Raw genomic sequence first — 24011 nt, 5'->3', positions numbered from 1 at the left:
GAGGATGCTCGATCTGATCGTGCGCACTGGAAAGCTGGTCACCCCCGAAGGGGTGCGGCAGGCCGACCTGGGGATAAAGGACGGGCAGATTGCACAGATTGCCCCGGAAATTAGCGAGCCAGCCCGGCAGGAGGTCAGCGCGGAGGGCTTGCATGTGCTGCCCGGCCTGATCGACGTGCACGTGCACTTCAACGAGCCGGGACAGGCCCACTGGGAGGGCATCGCCACCGGCAGCGCGGCCCTGGCCGCCGGCGGTGGCACGGCGTTTTTCGACATGCCGCTCAACTCGCTGCCCTGCACCCTCGATGCCCCTTCCTTCGACCAGAAGCTGGCGGCCATGCGGGCCTCCTCCCACACCGATTTCGCCCTGTGGGGGGGGCTCACCCCCCAGAACCTCGAGCGCCTGCCCGAGCTGGCCCTGCGGGGGGTGATCGGGTTCAAGGCCTTCATGTCCAACTCCGGCCTGCCGGAGTTTCCACACTGCGACGACGGCAGCCTGTACGAAGGCATGCGCATCGCCGCCCGGCTGGGCCTGCCGGTGGCCGTTCATGCCGAGTCCGACGCCCTGACCGCCCATTTTGCCCGGCAAAAGCAGCAGCAAGGCCAGACCACCTGGCGCGACTACCTGGACTCGAGGCCGGTCTTTACCGAGCTGGAGGCCATCCAGCGGGCCCTGCTGCTCGCCCAGGAAACCGGCTGCCGGCTGCACATCGTGCACATCAGCTCGGGGGCCGGGGTGGCGCTGGCCGCCGAGGCCAAAGCCAGAGGGGTGGACGTGAGCCTCGAGACCTGCCCCCACTACCTGGCCTTCACCGAGGAAGACCTCGAGCGCCTGGGAGCCCTTGCCAAGTGCGCCCCACCCCTTCGCTCCGGCGACCAGCAAACCCTGCTGTGGAACCAGGTCTTGCAGGGCTTGGTGGACATCATCGGCTCCGACCACTCCCCCAGCCCGCCCGAGATGAAACAGGGCGATGACTTTTTTGCCCTGTGGGGCGGGATTGCCGGGGTGCAGTCCACCCTGGCTGTGCTGCTAACCGAAGGCTGGCAGGCACGGGGCCTAGCCTTGGAGCAGATCGCCCGGCTGCTGGCAACCAACCCAGCGCAGCGCTTTGGCCTGCAGGGCAAGGGCCTATTGGCCGAAGGCTACGACGCCGACTTTGCCCTGGTAGACCTTCAGCAGACCCACACCCTGAAGCCCCAGGATCTGCACCAGCGACACCCCATCTCGCCCTACCTGGGCCGTCGCTTTGTGGGCGTGGTGCGGGAAACCTGGCTGCGGGGGCAGCGGGTGTATGCCCTGGGTAAGATAGAAAAGCCCAACGAGGTTCGATTGCTTACGAGGCATCTATGAGTCTGACCGGTTTTACCCGTACCCGCGTAGCCCCCGACCACGCCCTCCTCACCCCCGATACCTTTGTGCGGGCCCCCCTGCCCGGCTGGAAAAACACCGCCTGCATCGTACACATCTCCCCTGAGCTGGGGGCCCGCTTCAAGATGTACACGGTGGAGATGGAGCCCGGCGGCAGCGGCGAGATGACCCTGCTGGACATCCAGCGGTTTGCTTATGTGCTGGAAGGCGCGGTGGCGCTCGAGGTGGGCGAGGCCCGGCATACCCTGGGGGCCCACCGCTACGCCTACCTGCCAGCCAACACCCCCCACCGCTTCGAGGCCGCCGCGCGTGCACGGATGGTGGTATTCGACAAACCCTACCAGGCCTTAGCCGGGGTAGAAGTGCCCTCAGTGGTGCTCGGGCATGAGCCCGAGATGCCCAGCAGCCCGCTCCTGGGCGACGAGGCCCTGCAGGTGCGCCTGCTGCTGCCGGATAACCCCTCCTTTGATATGGCCGTCAACACCATGACCTTCGAGCCTGGCGCCCACCTGTCGCTGGTGGAAACCCACGTGATGGAACACGGCCTGCTCTTCCTCCAGGGGGGTGGGGTGTACCGGCTGGGCGACCACTGGTACACCGTGCAGGCCGGCGATGTCATCTGGATGGCCTCCTACTGCCCACAGTGGTTTGGGGCGCTGGGCAAAACACCCAGCAAGTACCTGATTTACAAAGACGTCAACCGCCACTCGCTCGAGCTGTTGGGCTGACCCAGACCCCCTTGCCCGGGCCTGGGCGCTGGAGGCCACTTGGCTGGGTGCGGTAAACTTCTCGTGCTGATACCAGATTCGGTTGTTTCGTCGCCAGACAGCGACGGAACAACCCGACCGAAGGGAGTGCTCTAGGGTTCAAAAAGACAGACTCACGGAATTTTTGATTGACGATTGTCTTTTGAATCCGGTATGGATTCTTTTCAAGCCCGACCGAAGCAGGCCTTCTAAAAATTGCTGGAGTAGCCCATGATCGTACGACCTCTGGTAGACCAAGAACGAATTGTCCGCGAACTCGAGGCCCTGGCCGAGTTTTCCGATACCCCCAAGCCGGCCATTACCCGCATTCTTTTTACCAAGCCCGACCTGGAAGCGCGGGCCTACCTCAAGGGGCTGTGCGAGGAAGCGGGTCTGCACCTACGCGAGGATGGCCTGGGCAACATCTTCGCCCGCTGGGAGGGCTCCGCGCCCGACCTGCCCGCGGTGGGCACCGGCTCCCACTTCGACGCCATCCCCTATGCCGGCATGTACGACGGCACGGTGGGCGTTCTGGGAGGACTGGAGGCCATCCGCTCCCTGCAGCGCAGCGGCTTCAAACCCCGTCGCTCGATTGAACTGCTGATTTTTACCGCCGAAGAGCCCACCCGTTTTGGCATTGGCTGCCTGGGAAGCCGGGCCCTGGCCGGGGTCTTGAGCCCCGATTCACTGCGCGAGCTCAAAGACCCGGAGGGGCGCACCCTCGAGGAGGTGCGCTGGGAGGCCGGCTATATGGGCCGCCTGGAAGACGTGGCCCTCCCCGAGGGCTACTACTCGGCTTTCGTGGAGCTGCACATCGAGCAGGGCCCGGTGCTCGAGCAGGAGCGCGTCCCGCTGGGCATCGTAACCGCCATTGCAGCCCCAGCCTCCTTGCGGGTTCACCTGGAAGGGGTGGGCGGCCATGCCGGAACCGTCCTGATGCCCGACCGGCGCGATGCGCTCTGCGCTGCTGCCGAGATTATTCTGGGTGTGGAAGCCTTCGCCAAAAACAGCGGCAGCATCAACACCGTGGCTACCACCGGCTTCTGCGAGGTCTACCCCAACGCGGTCAACAGCGTGCCCAGCCGGGTCAGGCTCGAGATCGATATCCGGGATGTCGAACAATCCCGCCGCGACCAGGTGATCCGCAACGTAATTCAAGGGGTCGAACAGGTCTGCACCCGGCGTGAGATCAAATACAGCGTGCAAATCATCAACATCGACCCACCCGCCAAAGCAGGCTCCGATGTGCTCAAAGCCCTGGTGGCCTCGTGCAGCGAGGCTGGGGTCAGGTTTAAGTTGATGGTGAGTCGGGCCTATCACGACTCCTTGTTTATGGCCCGGATTGCCCCGACCGCCATGCTCTTCATTCCCTGCCGGGAAGGCATCAGCCACCGACCAGACGAGTATGCCGCCCCCGACGATATCGCCCGGGGCGTCTATGTGCTGGCCCTCACCCTGGCCAAGCTCTCGCTGGCCGAGGAAAAGACTGTTGCCAAGGATGACCCTGTTCTGCTGGATGAATAGAAACTCAGCAGCGGCCACCTTTTTGCGTTCCGACATAGCAAAAAAACACCCGCCACAAGGGCGGGTTTTCAGGTCGGTGCTGCCTAGGCCCTGGCTTTGTTAACCAGCTCGGCAAAGGCTTCGGGCTGACGCACGGCAATATCGGCCAGAATCTTGCGGTCGAGCTCGATGCCGGCTTTCTTGAGGCCGTGCATAAACACGCTGTAGCTCAGACCGTGCTGGCGAGCAGCCGCGTTGATACGCACAATCCACAAGCGGCGCATATCGCCCTTACGCTTGCGGCGGTCGTTGAAGGAGCGCATGGCTCCGCTAAACAGGGTCTCGCGGGCCTTGCGCACACTCTTGGAGCGCAAACCGTAGAAGCCCTTGGCCCGTTTGAGGATTGCCTTGTGCTTACGACGACGAACTACACCGGTTTTGGCGCGTGGCATTCTGGATCACCTCTCCTTATACGTCGTAGGGCATCAGGCGGTGGACACGACGCTCTTCGCCCTTCGAAAAGGTAAAGTCGCGCCCTTTCTGACGGCGGCTTTTACCCGATTTGTGCCAGTTGAGGTGGCGCTTCCCCGGCTTTTTGCCTACCACTTTGCCTGTAGCCGTAATCTTGACACGGCCTTTGGCGCCCTTATGGGTCTTCATCTTAGCCATGGTCTACTCCTGGTTGGCCGCCCAAGTGCCTCGTCTCGAGGGCTTTCAACTCGGCAGCCTTGCAAGTATAGCATCCTTTCAGGCCCCTGCCAACCCTAGACGATGTTTTTTTCCCGCGTCTTGGCATCTTCCAGAAAGCGCTCATAGCGCAGTGCGTCTATATTCAAGCTGCAAGCCCGCCCATCCACTACTTCCTCAGCCATCAGACGGCCTACCATAGCGGCCTGCTGCACCCCGTGGCCGGAAAAGCCACAGGCGTTGACCCATCCCTTCACACCCGGCATCCAGCCCAGGATGGGGTTGTGATCGGGGGTAACCTCGTAGTAGCCCCACCAGCTCGCCTTTTGGTCGAGGTTACACCCCTCGAGCCAGGGAAAGCGGGCCAGGCCCACCTCGAGGGTGGGCTCGAGCCAGCCCCAGTCCATCCCTTCGTGGAAGCCCAGATCGGCCGGATTGCTGCGGCCAAAAATCAGCCGGTCGTGCTCGGGGCGAAACCAGAAGCCGCTGGACAGATCTATGGTCAGGGGATGCCAGGAGGGTTGGGGTATGGGCGCGGTGCAGAAAACCATCCGCCGGGCGGGCTTCACCGGGATACTCAGCCCCGCCCGTCGCCCCACCTCCCCCGCCCAGGCCCCAGCCGCGTTGATCACCACCCGGGCCTCGAGCCACCCTTTGGGGGTCTGCACCTTCCATCCAGTTTTGGTCGGCTGGGCCAGGCAAAACTCGGTCTCGGTATGCACCAAAGCCCCCATCTCCCTTGCGCGCCGCAGGTAGGCCAGGCAGATGCCATGGGGGTCTACAATACCGTCGGCAGGGCCATAGGTGGCCCCCCGGATGGCTTCCAGGCCCGCTGCTATTGGCGAGAAGCTGAACCACTCCTGGGCGGCCTCGAGGTCGCGCACCTCCACCGGTACCCCCAGGCTGCGCTGCAGCTCCACCCCCGCCAGGTGCTGTTCCCACTGGGAGTCCGGCACCAGAAACAGATAGCCGATGGGCCGGTAGGCTGCTTCCGGCATCGCTTGATACTCCTGTATGGAATACCAGGACAGCAGAATGTTGGTGGCCTCGGTAAACTGCACCCGCACCCCCGCTGCACTCTTACCGGTCGAACCCATGGCGGGTGCGGGGGCCATCTCCAGCACCCCCACCCGAAGGCCCCGCTCCGCCAGGCGGTACGCGCAGGCGGCGCCGATAATGCCCGCGCCAACTATGAGGGCATCGTAATGCGTCATCGTGCCTACTTTAGCGCACAAGGTAGACCCGCGCCAGCCAGGCAAGCGCAGCCCGGTAAAGAAGGCCCATTCCAACAGGGGCAGTTCCGGAGAATTCCAGACAGTCGGTGGATAGCCCGCTTCAGGTGCTGGCCTCTCGAGCCCTCCGGCGTACGAGCTTGTCCTGGTACATACGCTGATCAGAAAGCCGCACCAGGTCGCCATCGGAGCTGGCCTCCTCAGGCAATGCGGCCAGGCCGCTGCTAACGCTGGCCTGGGGGAAGCCCCGTTGTTGAGTAAGCCTGACCGCCGCTTCTACGCGGCTAAGGATCTCATTGCGGTGGCTGACATCCAGGTAGGGCAGAATCGCCGCGAACTCGTCGCCCCCAATCCGGTACACCCGACCCAGATCCATAAAGCTCTCCTGAACAGCTAAAGCAAAGGTGCGCAGCAGCGCATCGCCGCGTTCGTGGCCCTCGGTATCGTTGAGCAGTTTGAGGGTATCGAGGTCCATCGCCAGCACGCTCAGGGGGTAGCCCACCCGGTAGGCGCGGGTCACCTCGCTCTCCAGGTCGGACTCAAACGCCCGGCGGTTGCCCAGACCGGTGAGCACATCGGTGTGGGCCATGAGCTCCATTCGGCGGGCCAGCATCTGGGCTTCACGGCGGGCTTGCTCGAGTTCACGGGTGCGTTCGGCCAGAAGCTGCTCAAAGTTTTGGCGGAGCTGTTCAACTTCCCCAACGCCCCAGCCCAACTGGGCTTTCTCGAGCTGCACTGAAAGCGAAAGGTCGGAGTCCAGGCGCTGCATGTGCTCCTCAACCCCCACCGCAGCATCAGCAAACACGGCCAGACAGGCCTCCACCACCACCGGATCAAACTGGCGCCCGCTCTGGCGCTTGATCTCGGCCAGGGCCTCCGCTACCGACCAGGCCCTTTTGTAAGGGCGTTCGTGGGTGAGGGCATCGAGCACATCCGCCACAGCCACAATGCGGCCAGGCAGGGGAATGGCTTCACCCGCCAGGCCCCTGGGGTAACCGCTGCCGTCGAAGCGCTCGTGGTGGGTCAGGGCAATTTCTTCGGCTAAATGGAGGAGCCGGGAGCGCCCCCCCGACAGAATGCGCGCCCCGATGGTGGTGTGTTCTTTCACGATTTCGTACTCTTCGGGGGTCAGCCGGTCGTGTTTGAGCAAAATGGCGTCCGGAATACCAATCTTGCCCACATCGTGAAGCCGCGCGGCCAGCCGCAGAATCTCCACCTCGTTGGAGGGCCAGCCCAACTGCTGGGCAATCAGGGCCGCGTTGCGCCCTACGCGGTAGGTATGCTCACCGGTGGCGTCATCGCGGAACTCCGCGGCCAGGGCCAGGCGCGAGACGATCTCGAGCTGGGCGAACTCGAGCTCCTGGGTGCGCTGGAAAACCTTGGCCTGGGCTTCTTCGCGGGCCTGGCGCTCGAGCTCGGTTTTGAGGCGTAGCTGTTCAGCCTCGGTGCGTGCGCGCTCGAGCTCGAGGTGGTTGATGAGGGTTTGCCGTTTGCGCTCGCTCTCCTCGTTGAAGACTTCTCGTTCCAGGCGGTGGTACTCTTCCAGGTGCATCACAGCCGTCTCAAACGCCCCCGCGGCCTTGTGTATCTGGGCCAGCAGCCGGTGGGCCAGGTAGGTGCTGCGTTTACGCCTGGCCTGGCTGGCCAGCTCGAGGGCTTCCTGGGCGCAGGCCCGGGCCTGCTCGAGCGCCCCCTGGGCCAGCCAGGCCTCCCCCAGGCTTAAAAGCACATCCAAAAGGGTGGCGCCCCAGCCGCTCGAGCGCGCCAGGGCCAAGACCTCCAGCAGGGTTTGGGTGGCCGTCTGGGGCTCCCCCAGGGCCATCTGGGCCTTGGCCAGGCCCTCGAGGGCAGTGGCCTGCATCCGCTCCAAACCCTGCTGCTGGCTGGCCTGCAGGATGGTCTGGTAAAGCGCCAGGGCCTGGGGGTAGTCCTGGCGCTTGTAGGCCAGCTCGGCCATGAGCTGCATGACCTGCAGCTCGATCAGGCGATCACTAGACTGATGGGCCTCAGCCAGGGCTTGCTCGTAGTATCGGTGGGCCTGCGCAAAGTCGCCCATTTCCATGTACAGGTTGCCGATAGACGCGAGGTTGCCTGCGCGGTTTCGCGCGCTGTGGCCTTCTTGCTGGTATAGCTGGTAGGCTTCCAGAAAGGCCTCGAGGGCCTGGGGGTACTGCCCCAGCTCGGTGCGCAGGATACCGATGTTGTTGAGGTAGCTGGCCTGAGCCGCCGGGTTGTTCAGGGTGCGCACGATGCCCAGAGCACGGGTGAGCTTATCCAGGGCCTGGGCATACTCGGCCCGGGAATGGTGGATGCCGGCCTGCTGGTTCAGGCAGTCCGCCTCAGCCGCCGGTTGCACGCCCTGTCGGGCCAGTTGAATGGCCTCCTCGAGGTAGGTGCTGGCCAGATCCAGCTCACCCTGTTCGCGCAAAACGGTAGCCAGCAGACGCAGGCCGTCGAGCTTGAGACCCATATCCTGGGCCTGCTCGGCCAGCTCGAGGGCGTTCTGAACTGCCTGCATAGAGGCTGCCAACTGGCCGAGGCGAAGATACGCCCTGGCCTCAATAAGGGTTGCCTGCGCCTCATAGCCGGTTTGCCCCTGCTGGTGGGCCAGGCTACGGGCCTGCTCAACCAGACGCACGGCCTGCATGGGGGCGAGGCCAAGCTGGCTTTGGGCATCCGATAGTAGCAGCGCGACATCCGCTTCAGGCATCAAAGCTTTTTCTGTACCATTCAGATCATCTTGCACCGGCCATGCCCCTATTCAAAAACCCCCGGTCATACGGTTCTAATAAAGCTATTTACCGGCTTCGTAAATTCCTTACAAAACCACCTTTTTTTAGGATACGCTCCAAGGTGTGCTCCGGCTGTGACAGGCAGCTCTGCAAAATGGCCGCCACAAATCAGCAAAAGTGCGACCACCAAGGCTTAGACGCCAGCTTGCAGCAGGTTTTTGTAGCCAATCCAAAACTTAATGAGCACTTAAGGGCCTATCACCCCGGGTAGGGGTGTCTGGCCCAGCCAGAAGGAGCGCAGCGGCCATCAGACGAGAAAATTTTTGGGCGGCTATACCCCCGAAGCCAGCGCCGCGAGGGCAGCGCTGCGCAGCAGTTGCAGGTAGGCCTCCGGCGTGCTTGCGCGCCCCATCACCAGGCTCCTAACCCCACGGTAGGGCGGGGTTAGGTCGAGCCAGCAGGCCTCACCCGAGGACGGCAGCAGTAGAATCCCCGGCGCCAGCCAGGGCACCTCCTGCGATGCCAGGGCCGCATCCACCCTGTCTTTGAACTGGGCCGGGGCCACAGGCCGTCGGGGCAGCACCCCCCCCCGCTCGAGGGCCCACCCCTGCTGATGAGCCAGATGCCGGTAAGTCGGCCAGTCGTCCACATCGGTAAACCAGGGCCCCGCCCCCCACTCGACCCGCTCCACGCGTTCTTCGTAGGCCCGCAGGATGGCCCGCGCCCCCTGATCCCCTCTGAGTTTTTGAATATCCGGGAAAAGCTGGGCCGACAGGTAGACCGGTGGCAGCACCTGGCCCTGCAGACTGGCCGCAACCGCCACCGAGTACGGGCCTCGAGCCTGTATGGCCTGCCTCAGCCGTTCCAGCCTTGTCGGCTCGAGCGCCGGCATATCGGCCAGCATAACCAGCACCCCTGCCGCATCCGGTAAGGCCCGGATGCCGGCCTTTAGCGAGGTGCTCTGTCCGTAGCGGTAATGGCGGTTGAGCGCCGTGTGCACCCTACCCCCAGCGGCTTCCACCCAGCGCTCCACCACGTAGCGGGTCACCTTCGATGCGCGCCCCACCACCACTGCGATCCGCCCATCCACCACAGCAGCAGCCTGCTCGAGCACCCGCGTTAGCAGCACCTGGCCCTCACCTGCCGGCAGCAACCATTTGGGCACCCCGAACCTCGAGGCCCGCCCAGCCGATAGCACAATGGCATCCACCATAGCCCATCGTAAGGTATCGCAGCTTATGGAAAACTGATACAAACTGTAAGCTTAAACATCTTTGCTGGGTGGGTTTAGGACATAGATTATTCTGGCTTGCAAAAGCAAAAAGGAGGCTGGACTGCATGATACCTGCGGCCTTTGAGTACAAACGTCCGATGTCCCTCGAGGAGGCCCTGAGCCATCTGGCCCAGTACGGCAGCGACGCCCGCGTGCTGGCCGGTGGGCAGAGCCTGATCCCGGCCATGCGCTACCGCCTGGCCCAACCCGCGGTGCTTGTTGATATCAACAAGCTACCCAACCTGGGCTACATGAAAGAAGAAAATGGGATGCTCTGCCTGGGAGCGTTGGTGCGGGACACCGACGTGGAGTTCAGCCCTGAGATAAGAAGCAGGTATCACTTGATTAGCGATGTCTCCATGGTGGTCGCCGACCCCATCGTGCGCTTCCGCGCTACCGTGGTGGGCTCCCTCTGCCACAACGACCCCTCCGGCGACTGGGCGGCTGCGGCCATTGCAGCGCGGGCCCAGATGGTTATTCAGGGCCAGGGCGGGGCTCGAGTGGAGCCCATTGACCAGTTCCTGGTAGATAGCTTCGCGACCTCCATCGGCGAGGGTGAGATGGCGGTGGAGGTGCGGTTTCCTGTCCCCAACGCGCTCACCTCTGGCGCTTACGAAAAAATCGAGCGGAAGGTGGGCGACTACGCCACCGCTGCCGCCGCTGTACAGATTGAGCTCAACCCCGACGGCACCATCAAGGAAGCCGGCATCGGCATTACCGCCGTAGCCCACATGCCCCTGCGGGTTGAAGAGGGGGAGAAAATCCTGCGGGGCCAAAAGCCCACGCTCGAGCTGATCCGGGCCGCGGCCGAAGAAGCCCGCAAAATCGCCGACCCCAATCCAGATGCGCGCGGCTCCGCTGAGTACAAAAAGGACATGGCCCGCGTACTGGTAGGGCGCGGTCTGATTAAAGCCCTGCAGCGCCTGAATGTGGCGGTGGCCTAAAGCCCGTAGCAGCTTTGTAGGAGCTCAGCATGGAAATCACGCTAAAAATCAACGGCTCGGAGAAAAAGCTCAGCGTAGAGCCCCGCACCCTGCTGGTGCATGCCATCCGCGATGCCGGTCTTACCGGAACCCATATCGGCTGCGACAGCTCTTCCTGCGGGGTTTGCACGGTGGTGCTCGATGGCAAAACCGCCGTTAAGAGCTGCACCATGTTCGCAGTCCAGGCCGAGGGCCACGAGATTACCACCATCGAGGGCATGGCCCAGGGCGGCAAGCTGCACCCATTGCAGCAGGCTTTCCACGACCAGCACGGCCTGCAGTGCGGCTACTGCACACCCGGCATGATCATGGCCGCGCACGTGCTCTTGCAACACAACCCCAACCCCACCGAGGAGGAGATTCGCTTCGGCCTCTCGGGCAACCTCTGCCGCTGCACCGGCTACCAGAACATCGTCAAAGCGGTTCAGCAAGCTGCCGAGATGCTGCGCCAACCGTCTGGCGCGGCCGCCGATGATTAACCCCCTTCTGGTTTTCTTGGCTGAAAGGAGCACCCATGGCAGTCCAGACCCCCAACCTCGAGCCCAAGGGCATCCAAGGGCTCGGTAAGGCCATCAAGCGCAAGGAAGACGCTCGCTTTATCGTGGGCAAAGGCAACTACCTCGACGATATCAACCTTCCAGGCATGCTCTACATGGCCCTGGTGCATAGCCCCTACGCCCACGCTAAAATTTTGAACATCGATACCAGCGAGGCCCTGAAAATTCCCGGCGTCAAAGCCGTCATCACCGCCAAAGACCTGGCCGCCGCGGGGCTTTCCTGGATTCCAACCCTGGCCGGCGATAAGCAGATGGTGCTGGCCGACGGCAAGGTGCTGTACCAGCACCAGGAGGTGGCCGCGGTGTACGCCGAGACCCGGCAGGCCGCCGCCGACGGGGCCGCCGCAGTCCAGGTCGAGTACGAGCCCCTGCCAGTGGTGGTCGATCCCTACAAGGCCACCGCCCCCGACGCGCCGGTGCTGCGGGAAGACATCAAAGATCAGATGAGCGGGGCCCACGGGCCTCGGCGGCATCCCAACCACATCTGGACCTGGGAGGTGGGCTCTAAGGACGAAACCGAAAAGGCCCTGGCCCAGTCCGAGGTGCGCATCAAGCAGCACATGGTCTACCCGCGCAGCCACCCGGCCCCCCTGGAGCCCTGCGGCTGCATCGGCGACATGAACAAGGCCACCGGACGCCTTACGGTCTACATGACCACCCAGGCGCCCCACGCCATCCGCACCGTGCTATCACTGGTAACCAAAATTCCCGAGAACAACATCCGGGTTATCTCGCCCGATATTGGCGGTGGCTTCGGCAACAAGGTGCCGGTCTACCCCGGCTACGTGTGCGCCATCGTGGGCAGCATCGTGCTGGGCGCGCCGGTCAAATGGGTCGAGACCCGCACCGAGAACCTCACCACCACCGGCTTCGCCCGCGATTTCCACATGGACATCGAGATTGGGGCCACCAAAGACGGCAAGGTCACGGCCATGAAGGTCTACACCCTGGCCGACCACGGGGCCTTCGACGCCGCCGCCGACCCCAGCAAGTACCCGGCGGGTTTGTTCAGCATCTGCACCGGATCCTACGACTTCCAGAAAGCCTACGCCCAGGTAGAAGCGGTTTACACCAACAAGGCCCCCGGCGGGGTGGCCTACCGCTGCTCCTTCCGCGTGACCGAGGCCAGCTACCTGATTGAGCGCAGCATGGACGTGCTGGCCCACGAGCTCAAGATGGACCCCGCCGAGCTGCGCCTCAAGAACTTCATCCAGCCCCACCAGTTCCCCTACCCCTCGGCCCTGGGCTGGACCTACGACTCCGGCGACTACGAGAAAACCCTGAAGGTGGCGCTCGAGCGCATCGGTTACCACGAGCTGCGCAAAGAGCAAGCCGAGAAGCGGGCCAGGGGCGAGCTAATGGGCATTGGCATCTCCACCTTTACCGAGATTGTGGGGGCCGGGCCCAGCAAGGACTTCGACATCCTGGGCATCAAGATGTTCGATGGGGCCGAGATTCGGGTACACCCCACGGGCTCCGCCATCGTGCGGGCCGGCACGCGCCACCAGGGCCAGGGCCACGAGACCACCTGGGCCCAGATCGTCTCGGAGGAGCTGGGCCTGGACGTGGACAAGATTATTGTGGAGGAGGGCGACACCGACACCGCCCCCTATGGCCTGGGCACCTACGCCAGCCGCAGCACCCCCACCGCCGGCGGGGCCATGGCCCTGGCCGCCCGTCGCATCCGCGAGAAGGCCAAAAAGATCGCCGCACACCTGCTGGAAGTGGGTGAAAACGACGTGGAGTGGGTGGACAAGAAGTTCCAGGTCAAGGGCGTGCCCAGCAAGAGCGTGACCATGAACGAGGTGGCTTTTGCCGCCTATACCAACCTGCCCCCGGGCCTGGAGCCTGGACTGGAAACCACCTACTACTACGACCCGCCCAACCTGACCTTCCCCCACGGCGCCTACGTCTGCGTGGTGGACATTGACAAAGGCACCGGCGAGGTCAAGGTGCGCCGCTTCGTAGCCATTGACGACTGCGGCACCATCATCAACCCCATGATTGTGGAAGGACAGGTGCACGGCGGCCTGACCGAAGGCTTCGCCATGGCCTTCATGCAGGAGATCGCCTTCGACGAGCAGGGCAACCACCTGGCCTCCAACTTCACCGATTATCTGCTGCCCACCGCCCTCGAGACCCCCAAATGGGAGACCGGCCACACCGTTACCCCCAGCCCCCACCACCCCATTGGGGCCAAAGGGGTGGGCGAGTCGCCCACGGTGGGCAGCCCGGCCGCCTTTGTGAACGCCGTGGTGGACGCCCTGGCTCACCTGGGTGTGCGCCACATCGACATGCCCATCACCCGCGAAAAGGTCTGGAAGATTTTGCGGCAGGCCGGAGTGGACGCTTTCTAGCCAGAACTGATATCCCAAGCGCCTGCGACCTGTCGCGAACTGCATTGGGCTTCTGTTAATCGTCGTTCGTTGCAGCAAGAATGGGGTGGACAGTCTCCGTTCTGTAGTAAGCTGCCCACCCCATCGCTGCGCGCCCACCGGGCCTGGCATGTTGTGCGCCAATGTGTTGGAAGACTGGCTTTTGGGCCAATTCAGGCCATTTGTGAGGTGTGAGATATGAAACTCGAGTACAAAGGTCAAGAAAACGTTCAAGCCAACCCCGAAAAAGTTTGGAGCTTTATCCAGGATCCCCAAAAAGTAGCCTCCTGCCTGCCCGACCTCAAGAGCGTGGAGATCAAGGACGATAAGCACATGGTTGCCACCGTAGGGGTGGCGGTGGGGCCTGTGCGGGGTACATTCAAGTTCAACATTGAGCTTGACCCTCGTCCAGACGAAAACAAGGTGATGGTGCGTATCCGCGGCGGTGGACTGGGTAGTGCCGTGGATCTTACCGCCAGCGCCGACATCAAGGGCCAGGACGACCAGACCACGCTGTTGGACTGGCAGGGCCAGGCCACGGTGAGCGGCCCCGCTGCTACGGTGGGGGGGCGGGTGCTGGATGCCCAGGCCAAGCGGCTCATCGAGACGGTGTTTGCCAATATGGGCCAGAAAATGAGTGAGGTCTAGTGAGTCCAGGCGCCGGTGAGTAGCACAAGCACAGCCAGCGGGCAGGGTGGCTCGAGCTCGGTTTTGTGACCAGCGCATGATTTTCCTGTTCCATCTGGCTTTACGCTTGAATACAAATGGACATCTACAGCAGAATTGCTGAGCTCAGGCAAAGCGGCCAGTCCTTTGCACTGGCTACGGTGGTCTCGCGCCAGGCCCCGGTCTCCTCGCACCTGGGCGACAAAGCCATCATCTTTGAAGATGGGTGCTTTGAAGGGTATGTGGGGGGTGCTTGTTCACGGGAAATTGTGCGCAAACAGGCCCTCGAGGCCCTGCGCCTGGGCAAGCCCCGGCTGGTCAGGATTACCCCGGAGGCGGCGGCTAAGGTGGTGCTCGAGCACGCCGACGAGGTGGTCATTCCCATGACCTGCGCCAGCGAGGGCGCGGTGGACGTCTACATCGAGCCCCTGATTGGCAAATCCTGCTTGCTGGTGGTGGGGGGTTCGCAAATCGCCCTCACCACCGCCCAGATAGCCGCCCGCATGAACTACACCGTCACGCTGGCCTGCGATAAGCCCGAGCTGGCCGGGGTGAGCCTCGAGTCCGAGATACAGGTGCTGGACTGGCGCGAACTGGGAAACTGGCTCGACGCGCAAAACCCCGCCAAAACCCATATCGTAATCGCCTCGCAGGGCCACTACGACGAAGACGCCCTGGTGCTCATCGCCCAGCGCATGCCCCGCCCGGCCTACCTGGGGCTGGTGGCGAGCCGAAAGCGCGGGGCCGCGGTGCTGGACAATCTGGAAATTCTGGGAGTACCCAGAACCACCTTCCCCCAGCTCAAATACCCCGCCGGGCTCGACTTAGGGGGGCGCGGGCGCGACGAGGTGGCCGTCTCGATCCTGGCCGAGATCATCTCACTCAAGCACCAAAAGAACCCCCAAAAAGTAGCTGTCGAGGCCCCTCCAAACCCCTTGCCGGCGCTCGAGCAGGTTCAGGCCATCGCAGCCGATCTTCCGGTGGCCGCAGCCCCTGCCGCCATCCCCAGCGGTATGGCCATCGACCCCACCAGCGGCGAGCTGGTCGAAATCGCCAAAGCCGTCAGCGCCGAGTACCAGGGCCAGACCTACTACTTTAGCTGCCCCAACTGCCGCGCCAAGTTCCTGAAAAACCCCGAAAAGTACCTGAAGGGTAGGGCATGAACCCGGCTGAGCAGAATCCGCTTCTACAAAGCGTCGAGGGTATCCAGGCCGTTCTGCGCGAGCGCAACTACATCGCCGACCTGCCCATGGCCACCGCCCTCAGGCTGGTGATGGCCCTGCGCAAGCCGCTGCTGGTCGAGGGCCCCGCCGGGGTGGGCAAAACCCAGGTCGCCAAAACCCTAGCTGAGGTGCTGGATACCCGGCTGATTCGGCTGCAGTGCTACGAAGGCCTCGACACCGCCCAGGCCCTGTACGAGTGGAACTACCCCAAGCAGATGCTGCACATCCGCCTGACCGAGAATTCGGGCGAGAGCCTGGCCCAGCGTGAGGCCGAGATTTTCAGTGAGGCCTACCTGCTGCGCCGCCCGCTGCTCGAGGCCATCTCGCAGGATCAGCCCCCGGTGCTGCTGATTGACGAGATAGACCGCACCGACGAGGAGTTCGAGGCTTTTTTGCTCGAGCTTTTAGCCGAGTTTCAGGTCACCATCCCCGAGCTGGGCACCCTCAAGGCCCGGCACCGGCCCTATGTGATCCTGACCTCCAACCGCAGCCGCGAGCTGTCGGACGCCCTCCGGCGGCGCTGTTTGTACCTGTGGCAAAACTACCCCAGCTTTGAAAAAGAGGTCGAGATCATCCGGGCCAGGCTACCGGGCATCAACGAGCGGCTGGCACAAAAGATTGCAAGGGTGGTGGCCCACCTGCGCGAGCTGCCCCTGAACAAGGCCCCCGGCGTGGCCGAGAGCCTGGACTGGGCCGAGGCGCTGGTCTCACTGCACAAGGAGTCCCTCGATATGAGCATCCTCGAGCAGACCTGGGGCGTAATCATCAAGGACAAAGACGACCTGGCCCTGGTGGAAGCCCATAAAGCCCGCATCGCCGAGCTGGTCGTCTGAGCAGATCAAGCTGGCTGTTGGAGACGCTGCCCATGCCGCCCAACGCTTTTCCTTATGGCAACCTGCTCGAGAACCTGGTGGCCTTTGGCGAGCACCTGCGCCGCACCACCCAGCGCTTCAACATCGGGCCACAGGAGATACAGGACAGTTTGCGCGCGCTCGAGGCCGTGCACCTGGGCAACCTGCAGGAGGTTCGACAGGCCCTCAAGCTGGTCATGTGCAGCAGCCTCGAGCAGGAGCGGGTGTTCGACGACCTGTTCTTTCAGTTTTTCCTCTCGGGCCGGCAGCGTCCGGCAGCCCCCAACCACCCCCCCAAAGCCACCCCCGGCGGCCCGGAGGAAGGCCACGAGCAGATACCGGCCCGTCGGTCTTCTTCTCCCGAACACCCGGAGGGCTCAGGTGACCTGAGCGGCAAGGGCCGGCCACACCCCCACCAAGATACCCCGGCCGACTGGGCCGCCCCCCTGCTCAAAGCCATGTTCAGCCGTATCGAAGGGGCCGAGGCCCCGGAAGTGGAGATACCCCAGCAAGACCTCGAGGCCATGCTGCAGGCAGCCACCCAGATGGTCAACCAGGTGCGCCTGGGGCGCAGCCGGCGCTGGAAGCTTGCCAGCAAAGGGCCGCGCTTTCACCTGCGGCGCACCCTGCGCAAAGCCCTGCACACCGGCGGCGACCCCCTCTACCCCGCCTGGCAGCACCACCCCAAGCGCCAGCCCCGCTTTATATTCGTGCTCGACGGGAGCCGCTCGATGCAGGACTACGCCGACCGGCTGTTGCAGTTTGCCTATGCCCTGCGGATGCGCTGCAACCGGGTGGAGGTTTTTGTTTTCTCCACCCAGATGGAGCGCATAACCCGGCAGCTCGAAAAAGCCAAAAGCCTTTCCGAGCGGCCCCGGCTCCACCGGCTGGGCCGGGCCTGGGGTGGGGGCACCAGCATTGGGGAAAACCTGTTGCGGCTCGAGCAGCAGTACGGCGGCCTGATTCGCGGCGACAGCATTGTAATTGTAGCCAGCGACGGGCTGGATACCGGAGCAACGGAAATCCTGGAACTGGCCCTGCAAAAAATACGCCAGCGCAGCGCCGCCCTGATCTGGCTCAATCCCCTGCTCAACCAGAAGGGCTACGACCCTCGAGCCAACTGCATGAACACAGCCCTGCCCTACCTCGACCGGCTCTGCACCGCCGAAGATCCCGAGGCCTTCGCCCGGCTTACCCAGCGGCTCAAATTGCGAAAATAGCCCGTTGCGCGGCGCTATCCCAGCAGCTCGCTCCAGTTGGTTGGTGTGCGGGGCTGGGTGTAGTCGGTGTCCATCTGGGCCAGTTGCAGCCTGCCGGAGTACTCCTCGTTCACCGCCTGCCAGTAGGTGTATTCCTCGATCACCCAGACGCCGCTCTCCCGCGCACCGTTGCCGCTGCCCCGGATACCCCCAAACGGCAGGTGAGCCTCGGCCCCCACGGTGGAGTTGTTGATGCTGGTCATGCCGGCCTTAATCTCGGTTTTGAAGCGGTAGGCCCAGTCGCGGCGGTTGGTGTAGACCGCGCTCGAGAGCCCGTAGGGGTGGGCGTTGGCCACCTGGATGGCCTCGTCCAGCCCATCCACCCGCACCAGGTTGATGGTCGGGCCGAAGATCTCCTGTTCAAACTGCCGCATCCCCGGCCGGGCCTCCCAGACCGTAGGCCAGCCGAACAGGCCCGCCTCGGGGTCGCCCTTGAAGCGGGGGTAGGGGTTCGAGGCGGTTATGCGGGCTTTGCCAAAAAGCAGCGTAGCGCCGTCGGCCTGGCCCCAGCTATAGTGCTCGACCCAGCGCTCGTACAGGCGGGCGTTGATAAAAGGCCCATAGGTGACCTCGGGGTGCTCGAGCGGGTTCCCCACCACCGTCGACTCGGTTTTCTCCAGGAAGCGCTTTTTGAACTCGTCGTAGATGGGCGCCTCCACGATGATGTTGCCGGCGCTGGTGCAGCGCTGGCCGCCGGTGGCGAAAGCGCTCCACCAGGCCCCTTCCACAGCCAGCTCGAGGTCGCTGTCGCGCAGCACCACCAGGGGGTTTTTGCCGCCGAGCTCGAGGGTCGGGCGCAGCAGGTTGCGGCCCGCCACCTCGCCAATCCAGCGCCCCACCGCGGTGCTTCCGGTAAAGGCAAACTTGTTCAGCAGCCCCTCGTCCATCAGCTCCACCAGCCACTGGCCCGTGGAGTCCTTGCCCCCGCCAAACACCACGTTGATCACCCCTGGGGGCAGGCCCGCCTCCTCAAATAGCTTCACCAGTACATACGACAGCGCGGGCGAATCGTCGGAGGGCTTCCAGACCACGGTGTTGCCGGTCAGAACGGCCGGGATCAGCTTCCAGGAAGGCACCGCGATGGGAAAGTTGCCCGCCGTAATCATCCCCACCACCCCGACGGGCCGGCGGAAGGTGAAGAGCTCCTTGTTCTTCATCTCGCTGGGCACGGTCTGGCCGTAGAGCCGGCGGCCTTCCGAGGCGAAGAAGATAGCGGTGTCAATGGCCTCCTGCACATCCCCACCGGCTTCTTTGAAGGTCTTGCCCACCTCGCGCACCATCAGCCGTACCAGGGTGGCTTTTTCGCGGGTCAGCACCTCGGCCAGGTTCATCAGCACCGCCCCGCGCACCGGCGCGGGGGTGCGCGACCATTCCTGGAAGGCTTTCTGGGCCGCCTGGGCCGCCTTGCGCAGGGTTTCTTTGGGGGCTTCGGGGAAGCGGGCTACCAGGTCGGCGCGGTCGGCGGGGTTGTGGCGCTCGAGCCAAGGGCCCTCGAACACCTCCTCTCCCCCAATCAGATGGCCTATTTCCAGGGCTTTACCGTATTTGCTGGGGTGTGTCTGCATACTTCACTTCTCCACAGAGCTGAGTTTTTCCCGCAAAGCCTCTACCGTAGCAGGTGGTACCAACTTCGACACATCGCCCCCGTAGCGGGCGATCTCCTTGACCATGGTGGAGGAGACAAACGACCAACGGGTGGCCGCCATGATGAAAAAAGTCTCGGGGTGGTTGCCGTACTGGCGGTTCAGGTGGGCCATCTGCAGTTCGTTCTCGTAGTCGGAGACCGCCCGCAATCCCTTGACGATGACCCTCGAGCCAATCTGCTTCATATACTCGGCCAGAAGGCCGTTGAAGGTATCCACTTCCACGTTGGCAAGCCGGGCCGAGGCCACCGCCCGTCGGATAATCTCCACGCGCTCCAGGGGCGTGAACAGCCATAAACCCCGCTTGGAGGGGTTCTCGAGCACCGCCACCGTGACCTTTGCAAAGTGCCTCGAGGCCCGCTGGATCACGTCAAAATGCCCGTTATGCAAAGGGTCGAAACTGCCAGGGTAAACCACGTGCATAGCGCCTCGCTTTCGGCCCGTATCTTCACATGGCAAAGCGCCTCGGGTCAAACCCCTCATTCCGGCGGCTCGAACATGTCGGCCTCGATGATGGTGAGGCAGTTGTAGCCATACACCCGTCGCTCCCCCATCGGCAGGTGCAGGTCGGTGGGGTGCTGCAGGATGTACAACCCACCGGCTTCGACCACCCGCGCCTCGAGCAGCCGTTCAAAATCCTGCAACAGGTCGTGGGGATAGGGCGGGGCCATAAAAGCCACCGTGAAGCGCAGCCCTTGCCGCCTGGCTTCTTGCAAGTAGCGCTCCACCGGCATCCCCTCGATCCGAACCTTCAGGCGGGCCTTGGTGGCATTCTCCCTCAGGAACTGGATAGCCTGCCGATCCTTTTCCACCAAGGTGGTTTCAAAGCCCTCCGAGGCGGCCTCGAGGCCCACCGCGCCGCTACCCGCGTACAAATCCAGGAAGCGGCCCCGGCGGGGGTACCTAAAGCGCAAAAAATCGAAGAGGGCCTTGCGCAGCCGCACCGGGCTGGGCCGCGCCGATTCCGGCACCTTCAGGGCCACGCCTTTGGCAGTTCCACCTAAAATGCGCAGCATATCGGCTACTGACCCGGCACACGGGTGGGGATTTGCACGATGTCCGGGCTACGGAACCAGAGCTGGCACTGGGTGCCCTGAAGTTGCGCAGGCCGAACCCGCACCTCAAAGCGGCTGCTGGCCCCGTTGGCCAGGCTTCGCTCGGCAATCGGGGCCGAGTTGGTGCCGTAAACCCTTCGGTTCGGAACCCCGTTGACCGTGGTAACCACTTTGTCCACCACCCGCAGGTTGACGCGCACGTTGTGTAGGGTCTGGCCGGACTGGTTAACCACGGTTCCCCTCGCAATCATCACCCCCGCGCTGGGTGTGCAGCTCCATTCGGTGACGCGCAGCTTGTACACCACGCCCTGCGCCTGACCCAGCCCCAGCCAGAAAAAGATTCCCAAGATAAGGGCACCCAATCTCATACCGCCAATGCTACCAAAGATAGCGGAACCCAGAGACCCAGGCGTTGCGCCTCCGGGCGCTCAACGGGGATTGGGCACCAGGGTGGCGATCTGGATCACTCGAGGATTGCGGAACCACAGCTCACAACGGCTCACCGAATCAAAATTGGTGCGAACCCGCAGCTCAAAGCGCGCCGACTCCCCCGGCATTAGGTTGCGATCCTGCAGGGGCGCCGAGTTAGCGGCCATGCGCAGCCCTGGGCCAATCACTCGAGCACTCACCCGCAAGTCCTGCAAAGGCCGGGGGCTGATATTGCGCACCGTGCCCTGAATCAGCACCCCGCGTGCAAAGGCCTGACAGCTCCAGGACAGCACCCTCAAGCGGTAGGGGCTCGACTGCGCAACAGCCATCCCTACAACCATGAGGGCGCTGACAACCACTAGAAAACGCTTCATAACCCAACCGTTTCGTACAGGTGCGCCTCAAAAAAGGCACCCCCGACCTCGTATCTAGCTTGCAGGGCTTTAGTTTAACCCTTTCCGAGTTTTACCGAGCGTTATTTTAACCGGGTGAGAACCCGAGCCTTCGGGTTCGGGTCTAGTGGCACGTCGCACCGGTTGAGTTGGTCGAGGAGACTGGATTCGAACCAGCGACCCCCTGCTCCCGAAGCAGGTGCGCTACCAGGCTGCGCTACTCCTCGGCGCCAGCGAGTACTGAGTATAGAGCGGACGTGACGCTTTGTCTAGGCCGCTGGGGTGGTCCTTGCAGCAGGGTTTGTGCTTAATTGATGAAGCGAGTCTTAATGCAGCACCAAACAAATTAGAGTTACTTGACCCGTATCTTGAAAGTTAGCTGCATAAACACCCTTGCAGGGGCCACTTTTCTAAGAGAGCATTAGAGGAGATTTCGATGAAGCACTGGCTAGGTCTGCTAATAATGGTTATGCTAACTGCCTGCAACACCGATAGCGCAGGCACCCCCAACGGCCCCAACCCCAGCCGTACTGGTATGTGGTCGGATCCCCGCACCTGGCCCAGCGGGCAGCCGCCCCGCGCCGGCGAGGTGGTGGTGATTCCCCCCGATCTGGCTGTGGTGCTCGACGTAAGCCCGCCCCCCCTCAAGGGCCTGACCATCAACGGCGTTTTGCGCTTCGATAACCGAGACCTGGAGCTGAGCGCCGACTGGATTATGGTGCACGGGAAGCTCGAGGTCGGCACCCCCAACCAGCCCTTCCGCAACCGGGCCGTCATCACCCTCACCGGCAGCAACCCCGACGAAGACCAGATGGGTATGGGCACCAAGGTGCTGGGGGTGATGGGGGGCAGCCTGGACTTGCATGGCGAGCCGCGCAAAGGCTGGACCAAACTGGCCCAGACCGCCCCCGCTGGCGCCACCCAGATCACCGTGCTGGACGCCAGCGGCTGGCGCGTGGGCGACCGCATCGTGCTGGCCTCCACCGATTACAACCCCCGACAGGCCGAGGTGCGCACCATCCAGGCCATCAGCGGCAATACCCTCACCCTGGATGCCCCCCTCAGGTACCCCCATTTTGGCGAGATCACCTACGGGGTAGACCAGCGGGGCGAGGTGGGGCTGCTCTCCCGCAACATCCTGATCCGGGGGGACGATTCATCGAGCAGCTCCGGTTTTGGCGGGCACATCATGGCCATGATGGGCAGCACTATGCGGGTTTCAGGTGTAGAACTCTACCGCATGGGGCAGCGCAACACCCTGGCCCGCTACCCCATCCACTGGCACCTGATGGGCCGGGCGCCGGGGCAGTACATCAAAAATTCCTCCATCCACGAGTCCTTTAACCGCTGCGTAACCATTCACGGCACCAGCGAGGTCGAGGTCGTCGGCAACGTGGCCTATAACACCCTGGGCCACTGCTACTTCCTCGAGGACGGCGCCGAGAGCAAAAACCTCATCGAGGGCAACCTGGGCATCCTGACCCGCAAACCCGACCCGGCCAAGGGCGAGCTGGGTGTAATCCCCACCGATAAAACCCCCGCCACCTTCTGGATCACCCACCCCGACAACATCGTGCGCAACAACGTGGCCGCCGGCTCCGATCACACCGGTTTCTGGTACGCATTGCCCGAAAATCCCACCGGCCCCTCGGCCACCACCACCATCTGGCCCCGCCGCACCCCATTGGGCGAGTTCTCGGGGAATGTGGCCCACTCCAACTGGGATGGCCTGATGGTCGACCGCGGCCCCAACAAAAATACCCTGGCCGCTGAGCCCACCGTCTACAACCCCCGCACCAATCCTAGCAATCCAAGTAACAGCAACACCGAAAACCCGCCCATAGTCGCCGAGTTCAAAAACTTCACCGCCTACAAAAACCGAGGCAACGCCGCCTGGCTGCGCGGCATCAACCACAAGGTCACCGGGGCTAAACTGGCCGATAACGCCATCGGGGTGACCTTCGCCTCACAAGAAAGCACCCTGGAAGACTCGCTGGTGGTGGGCGATAGCGCCAATAAAGGCTTTCCCGAAAACTGGGAGTTCCGCGGTAGCGACGGACGCAGCCTGCCCAGGCCCTGGGCGGCCAGCAGCGGCGGCCCCATCCAGGACAACTTCCCCATTCGCGGCTTCGAGTTCTACGACGGCAAAATCGGTTTCCGCAATGTGCAGTTTTTCAACTTCCAGCCCCTGCAAATCCAGAACGCCCAGGGCAGCCAAACCGCCACCCGCGAGGCCGGGGCCCTGAGCTACCTGCGCTTCACCGACTTTGCCATTGACAGCCGCAACTTCGCCGAGGGCGCGCGCTTCACCAACGCCAAGCCCGTCTACCTGCCTCCACGTCCAGAGCCCACCCCTGAAGAAATTGCCAACGATGATAGCGCCGATGGCTACCGGGGTGCGGTTTTTGTGGATATCGATGGTTCGGTGGGGGGCCACCCCGGCCATGCCATCGTGCTCAACACCCCCTTCTTGCTCGACACCAACTGCGAAATTAGGACTGACTGGAACGCCGGAATTTGCAACTACAGCTACGGGCGCCTGTATATTTACAACCAAAGCGGCGGTGACATCGCCCCGGTCTCCCTGCAACGCAACGACGGCAGCAACCCGGTCTTCCGCATGTGGGGCCGACCTCAGGAGGGAGCCAACACCGAGTTTGGGGCCACCGTGATCAAGGGTCGCAGCTACACGCTCAGCTTAACTGGAGACATGCCCAACAAGCTTAGGCTGCGCTTTGACGACAGCGCCCCGGGCGAGTTCATCAACCTGGCCATCCCTTACAACGGGGAGCCGTTCATCTACCGTGATTACTGGATAGATAACCGCAATAAGCTGGCTCGAGCGGCCTCACGCAGCGATTTCGATAACAGTACCGGAGACCGTTACTGGGCCGAGGGCGGTACGTTGTGGGTAAAACTGGTGGTGCGCAACCAGCCGGGACGCGACTGGGCGGTGCTGGATATTTGCCGCAACGATCTATGTAGGTAAACCCCTCGAGTTACCAGTGCAGCAGGGCTCTGCTTAGGGTTGTACCA

The 24011-nt window shown here is 63.2% G+C and carries 21 protein-coding genes and 1 tRNA gene; 11 read left to right on the top strand and 11 right to left on the bottom strand.

What is annotated here, in order from left to right; genetic code table 11:
• The first annotated feature begins 4 nt into the window (after nucleotides 1-4).
• The 3 genes from MRUB_RS07040 (at nucleotide 5) to MRUB_RS07030 (ending at nucleotide 3639) form a co-directional block, all read left to right on the top strand.
• Entirely contained in the window at nucleotides 5-1351 is a 1347-nt protein-coding gene (locus tag MRUB_RS07040; protein WP_013013669.1) for an allantoinase, read from the top strand.
• A complete protein-coding gene (gene allE / locus MRUB_RS07035) occupies nucleotides 1348-2097 on the top strand; it encodes a (S)-ureidoglycine aminohydrolase (RefSeq protein WP_013013668.1) in 750 nt (249 codons plus the stop codon). The genes MRUB_RS07040 and allE overlap by 4 nt, the downstream gene beginning before the upstream one ends.
• Before the next feature lie 249 nt (nucleotides 2098-2346).
• A complete protein-coding gene (locus tag MRUB_RS07030) occupies nucleotides 2347-3639 on the top strand; it encodes a M20 family metallo-hydrolase (RefSeq protein WP_013013667.1) in 1293 nt (430 codons plus the stop codon).
• Between the two features lie 83 nt (nucleotides 3640-3722).
• Here the strand turns inward: MRUB_RS07030 and rplT are convergent, their stop codons facing one another.
• The 5 genes from rplT to MRUB_RS07005 all read right to left on the bottom strand — a co-directional run bounded on the left by rplT (nucleotide 3723) and on the right by MRUB_RS07005 (nucleotide 9482).
• Nucleotides 3723-4070: a 50S ribosomal protein L20 gene (gene rplT, locus MRUB_RS07025; protein WP_013013666.1), complete on the bottom strand. Its 348-nt coding sequence runs from the start codon at nucleotides 4068-4070 to the stop codon at nucleotides 3723-3725.
• A gap of 16 nt (nucleotides 4071-4086) precedes the next feature.
• Complete coding sequence (gene rpmI, locus MRUB_RS07020) at nucleotides 4087-4287, bottom strand: 50S ribosomal protein L35 (protein ID WP_013013665.1); 201 nt, start codon at nucleotides 4285-4287, stop codon at nucleotides 4087-4089.
• Between the two features lie 95 nt (nucleotides 4288-4382).
• Nucleotides 4383-5519, bottom strand: coding sequence for an NAD(P)/FAD-dependent oxidoreductase (locus MRUB_RS07015; protein ID WP_013013664.1), 1137 nt, complete (start codon nucleotides 5517-5519; stop codon nucleotides 4383-4385).
• 121 nt (nucleotides 5520-5640) lie between these two features.
• Nucleotides 5641-8247 (bottom strand): HD domain-containing phosphohydrolase, encoded by a 2607-nt coding sequence (locus tag MRUB_RS07010; protein ID WP_013013663.1) that lies wholly within the window; start codon nucleotides 8245-8247, stop codon nucleotides 5641-5643.
• Nucleotides 8248-8600: 353 nt separating this feature from the next.
• Nucleotides 8601-9482 (bottom strand): nucleotidyltransferase family protein, encoded by an 882-nt coding sequence (locus MRUB_RS07005; protein WP_013013662.1) that lies wholly within the window; start codon nucleotides 9480-9482, stop codon nucleotides 8601-8603.
• A 125-nt stretch (nucleotides 9483-9607) separates the two neighbouring features.
• On the opposite strand from MRUB_RS07005, the gene MRUB_RS07000 reads away from it, so the two are divergent.
• The 7 genes from MRUB_RS07000 to MRUB_RS06970 all read left to right on the top strand — a co-directional run bounded on the left by MRUB_RS07000 (nucleotide 9608) and on the right by MRUB_RS06970 (nucleotide 17417).
• Nucleotides 9608-10486, top strand: a complete 879-nt coding sequence (locus MRUB_RS07000) for an FAD binding domain-containing protein (protein WP_013013661.1) — start codon at nucleotides 9608-9610, stop codon at nucleotides 10484-10486.
• 29 nt (nucleotides 10487-10515) lie between these two features.
• Nucleotides 10516-11004 carry a (2Fe-2S)-binding protein gene (locus tag MRUB_RS06995; RefSeq protein WP_013013660.1) on the top strand — a complete coding sequence of 163 codons (489 nt, stop codon included), beginning with the start codon at nucleotides 10516-10518 and terminating at the stop codon, nucleotides 11002-11004.
• Between the two features lie 35 nt (nucleotides 11005-11039).
• The gene (locus MRUB_RS06990; protein WP_013013659.1) at nucleotides 11040-13439 is read left to right on the top strand and encodes an aerobic carbon-monoxide dehydrogenase large subunit; all 2400 of its coding nucleotides are present in this window, start codon (nucleotides 11040-11042) and stop codon (nucleotides 13437-13439) included.
• A gap of 216 nt (nucleotides 13440-13655) precedes the next feature.
• Nucleotides 13656-14105, top strand: coding sequence for an SRPBCC family protein (locus tag MRUB_RS06985; protein WP_013013658.1), 450 nt, complete (start codon nucleotides 13656-13658; stop codon nucleotides 14103-14105).
• 116 nt (nucleotides 14106-14221) lie between these two features.
• A complete protein-coding gene (locus MRUB_RS06980) occupies nucleotides 14222-15286 on the top strand; it encodes an XdhC family protein (RefSeq protein WP_013013657.1) in 1065 nt (354 codons plus the stop codon).
• The gene (locus MRUB_RS06975) at nucleotides 15283-16179 is read left to right on the top strand and encodes an AAA family ATPase (protein WP_013013656.1); all 897 of its coding nucleotides are present in this window, start codon (nucleotides 15283-15285) and stop codon (nucleotides 16177-16179) included. The genes MRUB_RS06980 and MRUB_RS06975 overlap by 4 nt, the downstream gene beginning before the upstream one ends.
• A 32-nt stretch (nucleotides 16180-16211) precedes the next feature.
• Nucleotides 16212-17417, top strand: coding sequence for a vWA domain-containing protein (locus MRUB_RS06970; RefSeq protein ID WP_013013655.1), 1206 nt, complete (start codon nucleotides 16212-16214; stop codon nucleotides 17415-17417).
• Between the two features lie 14 nt (nucleotides 17418-17431).
• Here the strand turns inward: MRUB_RS06970 and MRUB_RS06965 are convergent, their stop codons facing one another.
• From MRUB_RS06965 to MRUB_RS06940, 6 genes are all read right to left on the bottom strand, one after another.
• Entirely contained in the window at nucleotides 17432-19021 is a 1590-nt protein-coding gene (locus MRUB_RS06965; protein ID WP_013013654.1) for an aldehyde dehydrogenase family protein, read from the bottom strand.
• 3 nt (nucleotides 19022-19024) lie between these two features.
• Nucleotides 19025-19522 carry a pantetheine-phosphate adenylyltransferase gene (gene coaD, locus MRUB_RS06960; protein ID WP_013013653.1) on the bottom strand — a complete coding sequence of 166 codons (498 nt, stop codon included), beginning with the start codon at nucleotides 19520-19522 and terminating at the stop codon, nucleotides 19025-19027.
• A gap of 56 nt (nucleotides 19523-19578) precedes the next feature.
• Entirely contained in the window at nucleotides 19579-20115 is a 537-nt protein-coding gene (locus tag MRUB_RS06955; protein ID WP_013013652.1) for an RsmD family RNA methyltransferase, read from the bottom strand.
• A gap of 5 nt (nucleotides 20116-20120) precedes the next feature.
• The gene (locus tag MRUB_RS06950) at nucleotides 20121-20522 is read right to left on the bottom strand and encodes a hypothetical protein (RefSeq protein WP_013013651.1); all 402 of its coding nucleotides are present in this window, start codon (nucleotides 20520-20522) and stop codon (nucleotides 20121-20123) included.
• Nucleotides 20523-20582: 60 nt separating this feature from the next.
• Nucleotides 20583-20957 (bottom strand): FxLYD domain-containing protein, encoded by a 375-nt coding sequence (locus tag MRUB_RS06945; protein WP_013013650.1) that lies wholly within the window; start codon nucleotides 20955-20957, stop codon nucleotides 20583-20585.
• 168 nt (nucleotides 20958-21125) lie between these two features.
• A tRNA-Pro gene (locus tag MRUB_RS06940) sits at nucleotides 21126-21202 on the bottom strand.
• 209 nt (nucleotides 21203-21411) lie between these two features.
• Between MRUB_RS06940 and MRUB_RS06935 the strand changes: the two genes are divergently transcribed.
• Nucleotides 21412-23964, top strand: coding sequence for a G8 domain-containing protein (locus MRUB_RS06935; protein ID WP_013013649.1), 2553 nt, complete (start codon nucleotides 21412-21414; stop codon nucleotides 23962-23964).
• The last annotated feature ends 47 nt before the right edge of the window (nucleotides 23965-24011 follow it).

This window comes from Meiothermus ruber DSM 1279, from assembly GCF_000024425.1.
GTDB classification, from domain to species: Bacteria; Deinococcota; Deinococci; order Deinococcales; family Thermaceae; genus Meiothermus; species Meiothermus ruber.
The sequence above is the reverse complement of the archived record's forward strand: the minus strand, read 5'-3'. Positions and strand labels throughout refer to the sequence as shown.